This window comes from Microvirga tunisiensis, from assembly GCF_009296175.1.
Taxonomy (GTDB): Bacteria; Pseudomonadota; Alphaproteobacteria; order Rhizobiales; family Beijerinckiaceae; genus Microvirga; species Microvirga tunisiensis.
In genome coordinates this window covers 1-17,134 of record NZ_VOSK01000012.1, presented here as the reverse complement: position 1 = coordinate 17,134, position 17,134 = coordinate 1, and the positions used below count along the sequence as shown (strand labels likewise).

General features: G+C 58.1%; 16 protein-coding genes. 10 read left to right on the top strand and 6 right to left on the bottom strand.

The window, feature by feature from the left end:
- Positions 1-2: 2 nt before the first annotated feature.
- Genes FS320_RS06160 through FS320_RS06150 form a run of 3 tightly spaced genes read right to left on the bottom strand, consistent with a single transcriptional unit; the run spans position 3 to position 2,808 of the window.
- Positions 3-1,112 (bottom strand): CgeB family protein, encoded by a 1,110-nt coding sequence (locus tag FS320_RS06160; RefSeq protein ID WP_152710213.1) that lies wholly within the window; start codon positions 1,110-1,112, stop codon positions 3-5.
- Positions 1,109-1,708 carry a histidine phosphatase family protein gene (locus tag FS320_RS06155; RefSeq protein WP_162002859.1) on the bottom strand — a complete coding sequence of 200 codons (600 nt, stop codon included), beginning with the start codon at positions 1,706-1,708 and terminating at the stop codon, positions 1,109-1,111. Before FS320_RS06155 ends, FS320_RS06160 begins: the two co-directional genes overlap by 4 nt.
- Positions 1,709-1,725: 17 nt before the next feature.
- Positions 1,726-2,808, bottom strand: a complete 1,083-nt coding sequence (locus FS320_RS06150; RefSeq protein ID WP_152710212.1) for an inositol-3-phosphate synthase — start codon at positions 2,806-2,808, stop codon at positions 1,726-1,728.
- 412 nt (positions 2,809-3,220) lie between these two features.
- Between FS320_RS06150 and FS320_RS06145 the strand changes: the two genes are divergently transcribed.
- The 7 genes from FS320_RS06145 to FS320_RS06115 all read left to right on the top strand — a co-directional run bounded on the left by FS320_RS06145 (position 3,221) and on the right by FS320_RS06115 (position 11,075).
- Entirely contained in the window at positions 3,221-4,333 is a 1,113-nt protein-coding gene (locus FS320_RS06145; RefSeq protein WP_162002858.1) for an SDR family NAD(P)-dependent oxidoreductase, read from the top strand.
- Positions 4,330-5,448 carry an NAD-dependent epimerase/dehydratase family protein gene (locus tag FS320_RS06140; RefSeq protein WP_152710211.1) on the top strand — a complete coding sequence of 373 codons (1,119 nt, stop codon included), beginning with the start codon at positions 4,330-4,332 and terminating at the stop codon, positions 5,446-5,448. The genes FS320_RS06145 and FS320_RS06140 overlap by 4 nt, the downstream gene beginning before the upstream one ends.
- A 42-nt stretch (positions 5,449-5,490) precedes the next feature.
- Positions 5,491-6,624: a glycosyltransferase family 4 protein gene (locus tag FS320_RS06135; protein WP_152710210.1), complete on the top strand. Its 1,134-nt coding sequence runs from the start codon at positions 5,491-5,493 to the stop codon at positions 6,622-6,624.
- Entirely contained in the window at positions 6,621-7,733 is a 1,113-nt protein-coding gene (locus tag FS320_RS06130; protein WP_152710209.1) for a CgeB family protein, read from the top strand. Before FS320_RS06135 ends, FS320_RS06130 begins: the two co-directional genes overlap by 4 nt.
- The gene (locus tag FS320_RS06125; protein ID WP_152710208.1) at positions 7,730-8,824 is read left to right on the top strand and encodes a CgeB family protein; all 1,095 of its coding nucleotides are present in this window, start codon (positions 7,730-7,732) and stop codon (positions 8,822-8,824) included. Before FS320_RS06130 ends, FS320_RS06125 begins: the two co-directional genes overlap by 4 nt.
- Positions 8,821-9,930 carry a glycosyltransferase family protein gene (locus FS320_RS06120; RefSeq protein WP_162002857.1) on the top strand — a complete coding sequence of 370 codons (1,110 nt, stop codon included), beginning with the start codon at positions 8,821-8,823 and terminating at the stop codon, positions 9,928-9,930. Before FS320_RS06125 ends, FS320_RS06120 begins: the two co-directional genes overlap by 4 nt.
- 110 nt (positions 9,931-10,040) lie before the next feature.
- Positions 10,041-11,075 (top strand): UDP-glucuronic acid decarboxylase family protein, encoded by a 1,035-nt coding sequence (locus FS320_RS06115; protein WP_152710207.1) that lies wholly within the window; start codon positions 10,041-10,043, stop codon positions 11,073-11,075.
- Positions 11,076-11,265: 190 nt separating this feature from the next.
- On the opposite strand, the gene FS320_RS06110 is transcribed toward FS320_RS06115, so the two are convergent.
- Complete coding sequence (locus tag FS320_RS06110) at positions 11,266-12,456, bottom strand: YihY/virulence factor BrkB family protein (RefSeq protein ID WP_152710206.1); 1,191 nt, start codon at positions 12,454-12,456, stop codon at positions 11,266-11,268.
- 250 nt (positions 12,457-12,706) lie between these two features.
- On the opposite strand from FS320_RS06110, the gene FS320_RS06105 reads away from it, so the two are divergent.
- Together FS320_RS06105 and FS320_RS06100 are read left to right on the top strand one after the other, a co-directional pair.
- Entirely contained in the window at positions 12,707-12,916 is a 210-nt protein-coding gene (locus FS320_RS06105) for a hypothetical protein (RefSeq protein WP_152710205.1), read from the top strand.
- A 400-nt stretch (positions 12,917-13,316) separates the two neighbouring features.
- On the top strand, positions 13,317-13,703 hold the full coding sequence (locus FS320_RS06100; protein ID WP_152710204.1) for a response regulator: 387 nt from the start codon (positions 13,317-13,319) through the stop codon (positions 13,701-13,703).
- 59 nt (positions 13,704-13,762) lie between these two features.
- On the opposite strand, the gene FS320_RS06095 is transcribed toward FS320_RS06100, so the two are convergent.
- Together FS320_RS06095 and FS320_RS49690 are read right to left on the bottom strand one after the other, a co-directional pair.
- Positions 13,763-14,638, bottom strand: coding sequence for an aldose 1-epimerase family protein (locus FS320_RS06095; RefSeq protein ID WP_152710203.1), 876 nt, complete (start codon positions 14,636-14,638; stop codon positions 13,763-13,765).
- 96 nt (positions 14,639-14,734) lie between these two features.
- A complete protein-coding gene (locus tag FS320_RS49690) occupies positions 14,735-16,834 on the bottom strand; it encodes a sensor domain-containing protein (protein WP_162002856.1) in 2,100 nt (699 codons plus the stop codon).
- A 156-nt stretch (positions 16,835-16,990) separates the two neighbouring features.
- On the opposite strand from FS320_RS49690, the gene FS320_RS47650 reads away from it, so the two are divergent.
- Positions 16,991-17,134 (top strand): DUF6429 family protein (locus FS320_RS47650; RefSeq protein ID WP_244626992.1); only part of this gene is annotated, 144 nt, incomplete at its 3' end.

Below are 17,134 nucleotides of genomic sequence, written 5' to 3'. Positions count from 1 at the left end.
GATCAGGCCTCCATCATGGCGGCGCGGCCGCCGGTCGAGGGCGAGAGGGAACTGGAGCCTTCGAGCAAGATCTCAAGCTCCATTGCCCTGCGCTCCGACGTATGCTCTTCGAGCGCCCTCTCCAGGGCTGCCTTGGCAATACGCTTCAACTCGGTGTCCGTGAGGTCGAGAGCTGCGACCACATCCTCCGTCCTCCCCGCAATCAGGATCTCCTTGCCAGGCTCGAAGAAGCTATCGAGGCCTTCCCAGCAATCCGAGAGAATGGGCACACCACAAGCCGCTGCCTCGAACAGGCGCCCGGAGGGGCACCAGCCCATCTCCGCCATGGCCTGCCGCGTGATATTGAGCGTCAGGCGTGAGGACGAGAAGAAGGCGGGGTGCTCTGGCGGAGGAAGATGCCGCACGAAATGAATGTTGGGCTGCCAGGGAAATGTGTCCGGATACTGCGCCCCACCGATCAGGAAGCGCTGATCCGGCCGGCGAGCGGCAGGATCGATGAAGAGACGCTGCAGAGCATCCTGACGATCCGCCGCATAGGTGCCGAGGTAGGTAAGATCGGAGACGTAATGCTGGATGATGTGCACCGGGCGATGCACATCCGGGTCCACATGACCGTAAAGGGGAGCAACGCGTCTTGCCCCAAGCTCGGCCTGTAGCTTCCCAAGAGCTTGGCCTCCCGTGTAACTCAAGACCAAGTCGAAATTGCCAAGACCATGAGGGCCGATGTAGGTGATCGGCTCGCCTGCATCCAGACGCGAGAAGGTCACCGGAGTGTCGAGATCGTAGAAAACGCGGGTGGCGCGTGGTGCAGTCAACAGGAGATCGCCGGCGGCGATGCCGTCCGGGCAATAGGACGTCACCATGGCCACGTCCGCATCCTTGAGCTCCATCTCAGCCTGGAGGCGAATGCCGTCCCAATCCTGGTAGAGAATGAGATCGCCGCCCGGAAGCTCGAAAAAGTCCCGGTTGGCCGCATAATAGGGCATGTCCTTCTCGAAGAACACGACCCTATGCCCCCGCTTCGCGAGCGCCCGACACAAGCCACGCCAGAGGGTCGCGTGGCCGTTGCCCCAAGATGAGGAGATGGTCAGGCCGAATATGATGATCTTCATGCGGCCACCACTTCGTTCAACCGCAGAACCTTGGAACCCCAGCCGCCCACGACGAGAGTGCAGATCGAGGCGGGCTCCACCTCAAAGCGGCAATAGGCATCGATTGGCATGCCGAGATAGTAAAGGAGGGCAGCCTTGATCACATCGCCGTGGCTCACAAGGATGATCGAACGTTCAGCGTAAAGGCTGCGCAATTGTTCCATGGCTCCGACAATGCGTCCTTGCGCCTCCAGCATCGTCTCGCCCTCAGGGGGACGATTGGTGCTGCGCGCGCTGTTCCACGAGGACCAGTGCGGATCCCGACTCAGCGCGTCGAAGCTCGTACCGGACCATCTGCCGAAATTGATTTCGTTGATGGCCTCGCAAATCTGGAAAGGCTGTCCGAGGCGGGATGCAATAGGCTGTGCCGTCTCCAGCGCCCGCTCAAGAGGACTTGTACGAATGCAGGCCACGTTCTCGCTGGCAAAGCGTTGAGCCAGGCGTTCTGCTTGAACTTTCCCGACGGAGCCGAGATTCACTCCCGCCATGCGTCCGCACAGAATAGTGCCGACCCGATCATGGGCTGCATGGCGCACGAGAAAGAACGTGGTGGTCACCTTGACCCTCCTGCGCCCTAATCTTCATCACCGTTGATGAAGCGGATGGTTCTATCGCGGGCTTCGTTATCGGTGAATTGCTGTGGCGGAGACTTCATGAAGTAGCTGGACGGACCAGTGAGTGCACCTCCGATTTTACGATCCATGGCGAGCTTCGCGCAGCGCACTGCATCGATCACGATGCCAGCGGAATTCGGGGAGTCCCAGACTTCGAGCTTCACTTCCATGTTCAGCGGCACGCCCCCGAAGGTCGTGCCTTCGAGCCGGATGTAGGCCCATTTACGATCGGTGAGCCACGGCACGTGATCGCTCGGCCCCACATGGATGTCGCTTGCGGGCAGGGGAATGTCGAGCTGACTTGAGACGGCCTGCGTTTTGGATATCTTCTTCGACTCGAGGCGCTCGCGCTCCAGCATGTTCTGGAAGTCGGTATTGCCGCCGAAATTAAGCTGATAAGTGCGATCGAGTCGCACGCCACGTTCACGAAAGAGATTGGCGAGTACGCGGTGAACGATGGTGGCGCCCACCTGGCTCTTGATGTCATCGCCGATGATGGGGAGCCCGCGCTCCTCAAACCGCTTACGCCATTCCGGATTTGAGGCAATGAAGACCGGGATGCAGTTCACGAATGCGCATCCCGCCTCAAGCGCCCGCTCGGCATACCACTCGGTGGCTTTCTGTGAACCGACAGGAAGGTAAGAGACGAGGACATCCGTTTTTGACTGCCGCAGAATCGCCGCGACGTCGGCCTCATCGTCGGGCGACTCCTCGATCGTCTCGCGCAAATACTTGCCAAGCCCGTCAAGTGTCCTGCCCCGGTTGACGATAATCCCACTCTGCGGGACTGTGGCAAACCGCTGCGTATTGTTAGGCTCCGCGAAGATTGCCTCGGCAACATCGCACCCCACCTTTGAAGCATTCACGTCGAAGGCCGCAGACACTTCGACGTCACTGATATGATATCCGCCGAGCTCAACATTCATCAGTCCAGGGACCGGCTCGTTGCCTTTCGCATCCTTGTAGTAGGAGAGGCCCTGCACGAAGGACGAGGCACAATTGCCGACGCCTACGATCCCGACGCGGACCTTCCTCGAACTCATGACGGATCTCCCATGTATGGCCGGACGGATGCTCTCTTTTCAGACAAAAAGACACCGGCAGGCCGCAGGCATCCGACCTGAACTTTCCCAAAAAGCTTGGCCTTCAACGTTTGAAGAAGGTTGGTTGTTCCGCTCAGATTCCGCACCTGTGACTCTTGTCTTCACAGCCGAGCGCCCAAACTACTGCTTCGAAGTCAGGAACAAAGATGATCCCTCGGAGTTTCCTGAACGCAAACTCAAGCTTGTGAGGGAGATCTATGGCGCAGTCCTCGTTTGGCGAGGTCTGCTGAAATGCCTGCTCCTAAGCTGGAATATGTGCATGTTCTGCGTCACATTTCCGGTTGCGGAATGGGTTGTCGTCTCCTGTCTGATTCATCGGCGCTTGGGCCAGAAGCCAATCTGGAGACATCTTGTGACGGATACGATCCTTATTACCGGCGGGGCAGGTTTTATCGGGCGCTATGTTGCGCGCGCCTGCTTGGAGCGTGGACACAAGGTGCGCGTGCTCGACAGTCTCATCGAGCAGGTGCACGGTGACAGGACGCAGGCCGACGGGCTCGGTCCGGACGTCGAGGTCGTCGTAGGGGACGTCCGCGATGAGGCAGCACTCCTGCGGGCGCTCAAGGGGGCCACGAAGGTAGTCCACCTTGCAGCCGAGGTTGGCGTCGGTCAGAGCATGTATGCGGTCGACCGCTACGTGTCCGTCAACGATTACGGCACAGCTGTGCTGTTCCAGCAGCTCATCGACAATCCGGTGAAGCGGGTGGTTGTCGCCTCGTCCATGAGCATCTATGGCGAGGGCCTCTATAAGGATCCGGATGGGAGAATCCGAGAGGATGTTGTTCGAACGCCACGCGCGAATGAGAGCGATCCTTGGGATCCATTGGACGAACAGGGGCGCTCTCTGATCCCGGTGCCGACGCCCGAGTGGAAGAAGCCCGCGCTCGCCTCGGTCTACGCGCTCTCGAAATACGTTCAAGAGCGACTGACGCTGACACTGTGCCCCGCTTATGGCATGGAGGGTGTGGCGCTCCGGCTCTGGAACGCCTACGGACCAGGACAAGCTCTGTCCAATCCCTATACAGGCGTTCTCGCCATCTTCGCGTCGCGGCTCCACAATGGCCAGCCGCCGATGATCTTCGAGGACGGCCAACAGCGTCGCGACTTCGTTCATGTGGAGGATGTCGCGCAGGCATTTGTTCTGGCGCTAGAGCACGAAAAGGCGCCGGGCGGCGTCTACAACGTTGGAAGCGGGCAGGACCGTACCGTCTCCGAAGTCGCGGAGCTCCTGTCTCAGGCGATGAATCGGCCGATGGCGCCGGAGATTGCCGGCAAGGCACGCATTGGTGACATTCGCCATTGCATCGCCGACATCAGCAAGATCCAGCAGGAATTGAGCTATCAGCCAGGAAAAGACTTCGCGGAAGGCTTGGCGGAACTTGCCGAATGGGTAGCCAAGCAGGAAGCCAAGGATCTCGTTAACGAAGCCCGAAGGGAGCTGGAAGCACGAGGTTTGGTGGCATGAAAGCATCAGACACATCGGCTGCTGCGCCAGCCGTACTTCGCCATCGACCCGTTCTGGTGACAGGTGGCGCTGGCTTCATTGGTTCCAATCTCGCCGACCATTTTGCCAGCGAGGGACACGATGTTCTGATCTATGACGCCTTGGCCCGATCCGGCGTCGACCGCAACCTCGAATGGCTCAAGAAACGGCATCCGAGCAAGATCTCCACTGTGATCGGTGATATCCGCGATGAGACGTCTGTCGCCGATGCCGCCTGCGAAGCGCAGGCCGTGTTTCACATGGCGGCTCAGGTTGCGGTAACGACCAGCCTTATTGATCCCCGCGAGGACTTCGAGATCAATATTCGCGGCACCCTGAATATGCTCGATGCGCTCAGACAGCGTGGCGAGAGGGTGCCGTTGATCTTTGCCTCCACGAACAAGGTCTATGGGGACCTTGGGGATGTGGAGTTGGAGAAAACGAACGATGCCTACAAACCCCGTGACCCTGCAATCAGGAATACGGGAATTGGCGAAAATCGGCCTCTCGACTTCCACACACCCTATGGCTGCTCGAAGGGAGCGGCGGATCAATATGTTCTGGATTATGCCCGTTCCTTTGGGCTTCCGACCTGCGTCATGCGGATGAGTTGCATCTATGGTCAGCGACAAATGGGAACCGAGGATCAGGGCTGGGTGGCTCATTTCCTGATCCGAGCTCTTCAGGGCGAGCCGATTACCATCTACGGCGATGGCTGTCAGGTCCGCGATGTGCTCGATATTTCCGATGCCGTCGCTGCTTATGCTTCCGCATGGAAACTTATCGAGGCAGTTCAGGGGCGGGCCTTCAACCTTGGCGGCGGCCCGGCAAATGCCATCAGTCTCCGTCAGCTCATCACCCATATTGAAAATGTCATCGGCCATCCAGTCGAGACGATCTATGCCGATTGGCGCGCCGGCGATCAGCGCTATTACGTCTCCGATACCCGCCTCGCGACTCAGGAGCTCGGGCTGAAGCAGCCGATTTCGTGGCTCAAGGGTGTGGCAACGCTGGCGGAATGGCTGCAGGAGGAGAGGGGCCTCGCGCGTCTGAGTTCGTCGCCTTCTAGCCTGCAGAATGCAGAGGCTCTGTCATGAGGGCCCATTCCGTTTTCAAGTTGCGTAACATCGAGAGCAACCATGGCATGGCCTGACGAGAAAACAGATCTGCATGTGCTTATGACAGCAGATGCAGTCGGTGGGGTCTGGCAATATGCGCTGGATCTCTCGGAGGGTCTGCGTGCGCACAGTGTCACGACGACAATCGCAGTGCTGGGGCCTTCCCCCTCTGCAGATCAGCTAGCTATGGCCGAAAGCACTGGTGCAAAGCTTATCCTAACTGGTCTTCCACTAGATTGGACGGCTCGCAATCGATGCGAGGTTGAGGAGACCAGCCGAACGATTGCCCATATTGCAGCGCAAATCCGACCGGATCTTCTTCATCTCAATTCCCCAGCTCTGGCGGCCAATGCTCCGTTCGACGTTCCTGTCGTGGCGGTCTGTCACTCCTGCGTCGCAACCTGGTGGCAGGCAGTCAAAGGCGGATCGCTGCCAGAAGAATTCGCCTGGCGGACGGAGCTCGTCGCGAAAGGGTATGGCTCTTCCGACCGGCTCCTCGCGCCAACGCTGGCATTCGCTCAAGCTACGGCTCAGGCATACGGTCTTGCGCAGACACCCACAGTCGTCAGTAATGGCAGACGTTCTATGCCGGTGGGCAGAAGCGTACCCGATGAACATATCATCTTCACGGCTGGGCGCCTCTGGGACGAAGGCAAGAATTTCGCAGTCATTGATCGAGTCGCATCTCACCTCACTGTTCCGGTTCTCGCCGCCGGGTCTCTTGAAGGGCCAAACGGTACGCATGTTGAGGCTGCCCACGCCAAAGTGCTTGGTCGGTTAAGCGACGCGGAGATTGCGCAGCATCTGAGCGCAAGGCCGATCTTCATCTCGATGGCTCGTTATGAACCCTTCGGTCTCGCGGTGCTGGAAGCCGCTCAGATGGAATGTGCCCTGGTCCTGTCTGACATTCCAACTTTCCGTGAACTGTGGGAGGGTGCCGCACTCTTCGTTGATCCGAGCGATGAGAGTGCAACTGTTGAAGTGATCGACCACCTTTTGCAGGATCCTGAAGGCCGCGCGGCTCTGGGACGCGCTGCCCGAGAACGGGCTGATGCCTACACTGTCGATGCCATGAGCGCGGGTGTTCTGAACACCTACCATTCGGTCCTGTGTCAGAGATCTCTGATGTCCTCCCCTGAGGGAGCTGCGGCATGAAGTTTATCTATTTCACGCATTCCCTTGCCTCATGCTGGAACCATGGGAACGCGCATTTCCTGCGTGGAGTTCTGCGTGAACTCGCTCACCGTGGACATGCAGTCATCGCCTATGAGCCGCGGGGAGCCTGGAGCCTGGAGAACCTCCTGAAGGATCACGGAGAGGCAGGACTCGACGCTTATCGCAGCCTTTACCCTGAATTGTCCTCGACAGTCTTTGATCCCGACCTCGATCTCGAAGAAGTGCTTGCCGATGCCGACGTGGTCATCGTGCACGAATGGAGCGATCCCTGGTTGGTTGCTGCCATCGGGAAGGTGCGGCGGCAGGGCGGCCGGTTCAGGCTCCTCTTCCACGACACGCACCACAGGGCGGTGAGCGATCCCAACGCCATCCGCCAGTTCGATCTCAACGGCTATGACGGCGTCCTCGCCTTTGGCGAAGCGCTCGCGGAGGTATACCGCCGTTGGGGCTGGGGCGAGCGCGTCCATGTTTGGCACGAGGCCGCCGATACCCGGCTCTTTCACCCTCCTGCGCAGGAGACAGAACGGAAGGGCGTGGTGTGGATCGGCAACTGGGGCGACGACGAGCGCGGTGTGGAACTGGAAAGCTTCCTCTTCCGCCCTGCGCAGACCGTCGGTCTGCCTCTTGATATCTATGGTGTCCGTTACCCGGAAGATGCTCTTGAAACACTCGCCCGCTATGGTGTGACCTATCGTGGCTGGCTGCCGAACGCTCGTGCACCTGAGGTTTTTGCAAGACATCTGGCGACTGTGCATGTGCCGCGGCGGTTTTATGTCGACATACTCCCGGGTATTCCCACCATCAGGGTATTTGAAGCTCTCGCCTGCGGCATCCCGCTGATCTCCGCACCGTGGAGCGATTCAGAAGGCTTGTTCAGTCCCGGGACGGATTATCTGGTTGCCCAGGACGAGGTGCAGATGGAGCGCCACATGAAAGCGGTTCTCAACGATCCCAATCTGCGCAGCGCGTTGATAGAGAATGGACTCAAGGCTATCCAGAGCCGTCATTCCTGTGCTCATCGGGCCGATCAACTCCTCGTCATTCTTGCAAATCACGGCGCCTCGACGCCGATGGAGATACCCGCATGAAGATCGCCTTCTACGGCTCCAGCCTTCTGTCCTCGTATTGGAATGGGGCTGCTACCTACTATCGCGGTCTCCTCAGCGATCTCGCTCGGCGCGGCTACAGCATCACTTTCTATGAACCCGATGCTTTCGATCGCCAGAAGCACCGGGACATCGAGCAACCGGATTGGGCGGAGGTGAAGGTCTACCCCGCGACGGCAGAGGCCATGCGCGGTGTTGTGGCCGAGGCAGCAAAAGCCGATGTGGTGGTGAAGGCCTCCGGTGTCGGTGTATTCGATAGCGAACTGCTGGAAGGGATCGTCGCTGCCTCGCGTCCCGATGCCATCCGCATCTTCTGGGACGTGGATGCACCTGCAACCCTGGCCGAAATGCGCGAAAGCCCCGACCATCCGCTTCATCGCACGATGCCGGCTCTCGATCTTGTGCTCACCTATGGCGGCGGTCCGCCGGTGATCGAATCCTATGAGGGTTTCGGCGCCCGCCGTTGCATCCCGATCTACAATGCCTGCGATCCGATAACCCATCATCCGGTCCCAGCAGATGAACGCTTCAAGGTGGATCTGTCCTTCCTCGGCAATCGCCTGCCCGATCGTGAGGCGCGCGTGGAGCAGTTCTTCCTGGAACCAGCTGCGCGTCTGCCGGATCGCAGCTTCCTGATCGGAGGCAATGGCTGGGAAACAAAAGATATGCCGTCGAACGTACGCCATATCGGCCATGTCTATACGCGTGATCATAACGCTTTCAACACGAGCCCGCTGGCCGTTCTCAACATTGCCCGTGATTCGATGGCGAGTACGGGCTACTCACCCGCAACCCGCGTCTTCGAGGCCGCGGGAGCCGGTGCATGCCTGATCACCGATGCCTGGGTCGGGCTGGAAATCTTCCTGAAGGATGGAGAGGAGGTTCTGGTGGCGCGCGACGGCAAGGACGTGGCCGACCATGTCGAGGCCCTGACACCGGAGCGAGCTCGCGCTATCGGCGAGGCCGCTCGGGCGCGCATCATGGCCGAGCATACCTATACCCGCCGTGGTGCCGAGGTGGATGTTATCCTGCGCGAGGAGGCCTCCCAGAAGCATGAAAGGAGCGTGGCGTGACCAAGCTCCGCGTCGTCGTTTTGGGGTTGAGTTTGTCCTCCTCGTGGGGAAACGGTCATGCGACAACCTTCCGTGCGTTATTGAGGGCCTTCGCAGCGCGCGGGCATGATGTACTGTTCCTTGAGCGCGACGTGCCCTGGTATGCCTCCCATCGCGATCTGCAGGATCCTGATTTTTGCCGTCTGGAGTTCTATTCCAATCTGAAGGATCTTGAGCGGTATCGAGAGACAATCAAAGGTGCCGATGCAGTTATCGTCGGCTCCTATGTGCCACAAGGTGTGGATGTCGGTCGCTACGTTCAGCGGGTGGCAAATGGTGTGGTGGCATTCTATGACATCGATACGCCCGTAACACTCGCGAAGCTGGAGAGAGGCGATTACGAATATCTCACGCCGAACCTGATTCCTCACTACGATGTCTATTTTTCCTTCACCGGCGGACCGACCCTCAATCTGCTCATAGAGCGGTATGGCTCGCCGGCCGCAAGAGCTCTGTACTGCTCCGTCGATCCCGAGGCATATCCGACGCGTGATCGAGAGAAGCGGTGGGATCTCAGTTACCTCGGCACTTACAGTCCGGATCGACAGCCGACGCTAGAACGGCTCCTGATCGAGCCGGCCCGAAAAGCACCTCATCTGCGTTTCGCGGTGGCTGGCCCGCAGTATCCGATAGGAATTGAGTGGCCGGGCAATGTTGAGCGTATCGATCACGTGCCGCCAAACGATCATCCAGCCTTCTATGCCCGGAGCCGGTACACCCTCAATGTCACACGGGCCGACATGATCCGGGCGGGATACAGCCCAAGTGTTCGTCTTTTCGAAGCCGCTGCCTGTGGAACGCCGATAATTTCCGACACATGGGAAGGAATCGAAACGCTTCTTGAACCGGATCGCGAGATCCTCCTCGCTCGCACCCCTGACGATGTTCTCAGAGTACTCGGTACATGGTCCGATGATCAGAGAAGAGCTCTGGGCACGCGCGCCCGGCATCGCATTCTCAAGCAGCATACGTCCGCCCATCGTGCAGCGTCGATGGAGCAGGTCCTTTTTGAAGCCATTCGACATCGACGTCAGGAACAGCCGCTCGCTTTGGCAGTTGAATCCTGATCCTATGAATAGATTCTAAAGATGGCATTGAACAAATGCCACGCTTCGATGTTGGGCAGAGTAGGTTTGTACCTTGAGGCCCTTTGCGGGTCTGAGAAGGAGAGCGTCTCATGAAGAATGGCAATAGTAAGCATGTTCTCGTAGCAGGTGGGGCCGGATTCCTCGGGTCTCACCTCTGCGATGCTCTTCTCAGTGAAGGCGCTCATGTGATCGCTCTGGACAATTTTCAAACGGGACGAAAGCAGAATATTCGTCATCTAGAGCGTGAGCCGCGCTTCGATATCATTGACAGCGATATCATCAAGCCACTGCCAGCTCGGCTGCGTTCCAAACGCGTGAAGATCGATGAAATCTTCAATCTTGCCTGTGCAGCCTCTCCTCCGCATTATCAGGCAGATCCCGAGCATACCATGCTGACGAGCGTCGTCGGTACACATAGCCTTCTCACCCTCGCTGAAGCGACAGGTGCCCGCTTCTTTCTCGCCTCTACAAGCGAGATCTATGGCGATCCCGAGGTTCATCCACAAACGGAGAGCTATTGGGGCAATGTCAATCCTACAGGCCCACGTGCCTGCTATGATGAAGGCAAGCGGGCCGCGGAGACGCTGACGTTCGATTTTGACCGTTCACGGCGAGCTGATGTCCGCGTGGCGCGGATCTTCAATACCTATGGTCCGCGCATGCGAGCTGACGACGGACGTGTGGTTTCGAATGTTATCTGCCAAGCTCTCGCAGGTGACGACATTACAGTCTATGGAGATGGAAGCCAGACGCGGTCGTTCTGCTATGTGTCAGATCTCGTCGATGGCTTCGTGCGTCTCATGGCCTATGACGAATCATTCCCTGGCGCCGTGAACCTCGGTAATCCGGTTGAACTCACTGTCGGTGATCTGGCCGAAAAGGTCTTGGCTATGACGGGGTCTTCATCCCGCATTGTCACGCGACCACTGCCGGTCGACGACCCACGTCGCCGTCGCCCCGACATTTCCCTCGCCAAAAAACTGCTTGGCTGGGCGCCACGCACATCTCTGGACGCCGGTCTAAAGGCGACAATTGCTTGGTTCGCGGAAGATCAATCTGATGACAATAAGGCAGCCCGTAAAGTAGCGACTTTGGGAGGTGCAGTCTCGGCCGGCCGGGTCTGAAGCTGGATACAAGACGTGCAAAAGGATGAATGATGCGCTGGCCATGACCAGCGCATTTTCGTTAGCTCGATAAGCTGATCCGACCGGATCTCAACTCATTCATAAAGCCCCTCGACAAGTTTGTCCTCGGCCATGCAAGACAAAGGGCGCCCCCATGGAGCGCCCTTTATGATGACATATCTGGTGCGATTCAGCTTTTTGCCACGCCAATCGTATCAGCCATCCTTGCGCCGCGAGTTCCCATGGGCTGATGATTCCCTTCGGTCGTATCTTTGGCAGTTTGATGTTCCATCTCAGCGTTTATCTCGGCACCAAGCAGAACCACAATCGTCGACAGCCAGATCCATGTCATGAAGCCGATGACGGCACCGAGTGAACCGTAAGTCTCATTGTAGCTTCCGAAGTTCGCGACATACCATGAAAAGAGCATGGAAACGGCAAGCCACAGGACGGCAGCCACAATTCCTCCAGGTGTCACCCAGCGCCACTCCGCTTTGTCACGGCTGGGTCCGAAACGATAGATGAGCGACAAGCCAAATATGACGCCGATCAGGAGTATGGGCCATCGTGCAAGAGACACCAGCCACTCGGTTCCTGAGCCCAGGCCGATAAAATTAAGGACGATCGGCAGAACGATGATTCCGGCGAGAGCGATAAGAATGAATGCGATGGCGCCAAGCGTGAAGGAGAGGGACAGCAAGTTCAGTTTAATGAAGCTTCTCTTCTCCTCCTCACCATAGACGATGTTGAGGGCGTCGAAGATGGCTTTCATCCCAGCATTGGAACTCCAGAGCGACAATCCTAATCCGAAGATGAATCCGAACCCGAGTGTGCCGCCTCCCTGCGATGCTATACGTACGACCTGCTCGCGGATGATGTCGAGCGCACCGCCGGGCAAAACGCCTGACAGGGTGTTCAGATGCTCTTGAATCGTGCCTGGATCGGCGAAGAGACCATAGATAGAGACAAGAGCCGCAATCGCGGGGAATACAGCAAGCAAGGCATAGTAAGTGACGCCGGCCGCAACCGACATGATACGGTCTTTGTTGAACTCTTCATAGGTGCGCCACAGGATGTCTTTCCATCCGCGTGCCGGGATCTCCGTCGGCGCGTCGGCGCTTCGCCCGCGTCCCTTCTCGGCAGCCGCCTGCGGTGACGCATGCTGCTTTTCCGCAAAGTCTGAATCGGCGTTCCGTGCCTGCCCCCTGGCCTGTGCCGGGTCTGACGATGGTCGTCCGGCCTGGGTCGGAGTGGAACGCTCCCCGCCAACAACGAGCCGCACGAGGGCCCATCCGAGAACCACGGCCCACATGGTCGTGACAGTCGAGGATGAGGAGGATTGCCGCGCTCCAGGTTGCTGGATAGCCGGATTATCTGCCATAGTCGGATACAGCCTCGTTTATCGGTTGCCGGCCAAAAGACCCGGTTCAACCGTAAACCTTCCGAATAACGCAGCGGTTCCACGCACTTATGGGCACAAGCGGTTCTTGCGCTCCCTCACGCGAGACTCCAGCCTCGGAAACAGAGGCAGTCCAGCGGCCTGTGCATGCCCTCATTTTGATCGCCGGCTTTAACCCGGATGCAAGATTCTCTGGGCCAGTGTCTCTCTCAATCCACGAGGAGGGTCTGAGATGGACGAGTGGTCAGGACGCAAGTGGGAACCTGTGACCGAGGAGCGTCTGCTCCGGGCAATCGATGTGCTCGTCGAGATTGCGAAGGAGCACGGGCCGACTTTCAATCCGGTTCTCGAGACGGTTCGACAGGAACTGCATGACTTTCACCGTAGGAACCAGCCTGCGGCCGATCAGGTTGCTGAAAGTCCGCTTCGCAAGGCTGGCTGAACCGACCGTTGCCATGATGTTTAAGGGGAAGCATCGCCGACAGCGAAGTCACCAGGCGGTGCTTATGGCCCTGATTCAGTCGAGGCCGTTTTGTCAGACGGGATGGAGCTGTTCTTCCCGTACAAGGCGCTCTGGACCTTCCTGACTTCCCCTGATGTGATACTGGAAGCCGTTGCTGTCTGCCGGAAGGAGGCGAGTCACCTCCCATGTATCCTCCGGCCTTGTGACATCGATGGTCGTCACCATGTTGAGAAAGGCCTCAACAGTGTTCGCGCTCGCAAGCTTGACCAATCGCATCTGATCTCCAAGCTTGAATTTGTGCGACGCCATCGCTTGGTCCACCCTTAAAAAACTACCTGAGCAGTAGGAACTAACATAAGTTAGTTTCGTTCCATGCCTTATGATGAACAATTATTCAGATGACACGCCAGTCGTTCTGCTCGTCGAGGATGAGCTCCTGGTGCGGATGGCGGCAGCTGACGATCTGCAGGATGCCGGCTTTCATGTGCTCGAAGCGGCCAATGCCGATGTGGCCCTTGCCGTGCTGGAAATCTGCTCCCATGACGTACAGGTGCTCTTCACAGATATCGACATGCCTGGGTCCATGAACGGCCTTGACCTTGCCGAAAATGTTCAGCAGCGCTGGCCGCATATTTCGCTGTTGATCTCCTCCGCCTATCACAAACTGCGTCCCGGGCAGATACCGGATGAGGGGCGCTTCGTACCGAAGCCATATTCCAGCGAAGATGTGGTCCAGCACATCCGCGAACTCGTGACGAGCCATTGACCCACACTCAAGCATCGGGACGACCCGACGCGGCATAGTCAAGAACTATTCCAGAAAATTCACAGGCCGGCGCTGCTAACGGTGATCCCCATTGTGAAGCTTCGCGTGTCGCCTGGCTGGATAAGAAGAACGCCTGGCTTGGCGGCAAAATCGCCGTCGAAGTCTTCCGGATCGGCGTGGCCCTGCCAAGGCTCGATACAGATGAAGCCAGCTCCGGGTTTGGTCCAAATACCGAGATGCGGCATTTCCGGAAAATCGACACGGATCGAACCGCCACTTGGCGCTCCATATGTGACAGTGCTGCTCTCGATGCGGTCGAAGACGATGGCGTCCGTCTCGAAAAGGCCGTCGTGCAATGGAAGTGTTCGCCCGTGAACGGGACTCGTCTCAGCATCCCGGCTGATTAGGCCGTCGACGGGCCGACGGATGGGGGCCGTTTCTTCGCGATCGAAGCGGATTGTGTGCGCTTCCCGCGGTGCCCCAAAAGGCAGCGGCCAGCGAAAGGCCGGGTGAAAGCCGAATGAGACCGGCATGACGGTAGAGCCGGTATTGGTCACCGAGGCCGTGATCGTCAGCGTAGCGTCCTCGATCCTGTAGGAAATATTGAGCGCGAACGGGAATGGATATCGCTCAAGCGTGGTCTCGTCGGAGCGTAGATGAAAGCGGCATTGGGAGGGGCCGACCTCATCGATTTCGAACCGGGAGGTGCGTGCAAAGCCGTGCTTCGGTAACTCATACTCTGATCCGTCTACTCTTATCCGATCGTTTCTCACACGACCGACGATAGGAAAGAGTAGAGGCGAGCGCCCGGTCCAGAAGGCTGGGTTGCCGTCCCACAAAAGATCCAGGCCTACGCCGTCCTGGAGCCTAACGAGTTCGGCGCCGTTCTCGGAGACCTGGGCCTGCAGATGTGGGCTCGAAATGGAAACGCTCATTCGGACGAATCCTTGCCTGTCATCCCGATCCTAGCACGAAGTGTTGGTTAAAGCCGATGCGGGATTGAGAGACGCGGACACGATTGATTGAGAGGGCTAGATACCCAGCAGTTTTACATTCTTCTCGTGCCGAGGCTTCACCAGCATCGCACTCCATCGTGTCAAGAGATCCGGGATCTGTGATGCGGCCATCGGCTTCGCATAGAGGTAACCCTGTGCATGGTCGCAGCCCAACTCACGCAGACGCCGCGCCTGGCCGTGAGTTTCCACGCCTTCTGCCGTCACTTGGAGTTGAAGGCTTCTGCCAAGGCCGATAACAGCGGCGATGATCGCCTCATCGTCGGAATCCTGCTCCAGATCCCGCACGAAGCTGCGGTCGATCTTGATGTGATCGACCGGAAACTGTTTCAAATGGGTCAGCGAGGCATAACCGGTGCCGAAATCGTCGAGAGCGATTTGGACGCCATGCTCGCGAAACTGTGCAAGAGCGGAGGAGACATTGTTGGAGTTCCTTCCGAGGAGGACGGTCTCCGTGACTTCGACTTCAAAGACTGTTGGAGGAACCTTAAGCCAGTCTAGAGTTCTCAACATGTTATCGACGAGACCCGTTTGACCGAATTCAGCCGGAGACAGGTTGAGTGCGATGCGGCCGAACGGAAGATCATCGTCAAGCCATTGACGAACATCTGCCGCGATCTTCGAGGTCAGAAGCTTCCCGATAGAGGCTGCAATTTCATGGTCCTCAAAAACGGCTCCGAAGAAGCTCGGCGTCAAAATGCCTTTGGTCGGATGCTTCCAGCGCGCCAGCGCTTCGAGACCGACGATCTCGCCTGTCGAGAGGCTCACCTTCGGCTGGTAAAATGGGAGGACCTCATCGTTGGCGATCGCCTCACGCATTCCCCGTCCCAGGGAAACGCGCTGCTCAATGACCCTACGCATCTCGGGCGAGTAGGTGATGACCCGGTTGCGGCCCTGAGACTTTGCTTGGTACATCGCAATGTCCGCGTCCTTGACCAGTTCCGCCGGCGTCCCGTCATGATCTGGGAAAGCCGCGATACCGATGCTCACCCGGCTGACGAGAGTTCGCTTCTGATAAGTAAAAGGCTGGCGAAGCATATCCGCGATCAGAGTGCCCAGGCGCGTGGCATTCTCAAGTTTGAGCGGATCGACAACGAGCACAGCAAATTCGTCGCCGCCGATTCGGGCCACGGTATCGCAGCCCCGTACCATGCCGGAGAGCCGGCGCGCCGTCTCATGCAGCAAGGCATCGCCCGCGTCATGGCCGAGGGTATCGTTGATGTCTTTGAAATCATCTAGATCGATCAGCAGCAGGCTCACGCTCGTGCCGCTCTGCTTTGCCGCGGTTAGGGCCATCTCGAGCCGACGCTGGAAGAGATTGCGATTGGGAAGACCCGTGAGCGCATCGTGATTGGCCGAACGCCAGATCTCTTCTTCCGCTTCCTTCTGCTCGCTGATGTCGAACGTCACTCCTACGATTCGGTCGTGCCCCGCCTGTTCGGCTCGCGCTCTGAGCCATCGAATCTCGCCGCTCGGCATCACATAGCGACATTCTATCGAGTCGGAGCCACTGATCTGTATCCGCTGAAGAAAATCTTTCACCTTTTGACGATCATCCGGATGGATGTCGGTCATGAAGGTCTTGTCGGCTCCGGGCGTGATGCCCAGGAGCGCAAGCGAGTTTTCGGACCGCGTCGTGGCGCCTGATTGTGGATTGAACTCCCACGCGATCATACGCGCTGCCTTTAGCGCAAGCTGAAGGCGCTCCTCGCTCTCGCTTAGAGCCTGCTCGGATTGCTTACGCTCATGGATATCCATTGCAATGCCGAACCATTGTTCAACCTTGCCTTGCTCATTTTTGAGCGGCTGTCCCCGGACGATGAACCAGCGATGCATTCCATCGGATGCACGGCGAAAGAGCATTTCCATTTCAAAGGAAATGCCCTTTCCAAGAGCCCCCTTCCATAGCTCCAGAACCCGTTCGCGGTGGAGAGGATGGACGACCGTGAGCCATTCCTTGCTTCCTGTGTCGGATCGTAGGCCCGTGTACTCGTACCAGACATCGTTGCAGTACGTGAACTCGCCATCCGGATCGCTGAACCAGACCACCTGCGGCGATGTGAAGGAGAGCGGCATGACATCGACAAGTGTACGGAGACGCTTCTCGCTTCTGCGCAAGCTCTGCTCCGTCTGTCGAAACTCCGTGATGTCACGAGAGATGCACAGAAAGCCTTGAGGGCTGCCATTCCGAGTGATGATGGGAGTAACAACCACATCGTATCCATCCGAGCGGGGCCGCGGGATTTTGGGTGCCGCGCGTGGTAACGTCGGTTCATGGAGATCGATGAGGACAAGATCGACGATGCCGTTTTGGCGCTGTTATGGCTGACGCTGCATAACGAGCGTTGTGCCTGGAAGGGCTTCGACTGGGCAACGACGGATCGGCTTCACAAGAAGGGCTTGATCGGCGACCCAGTC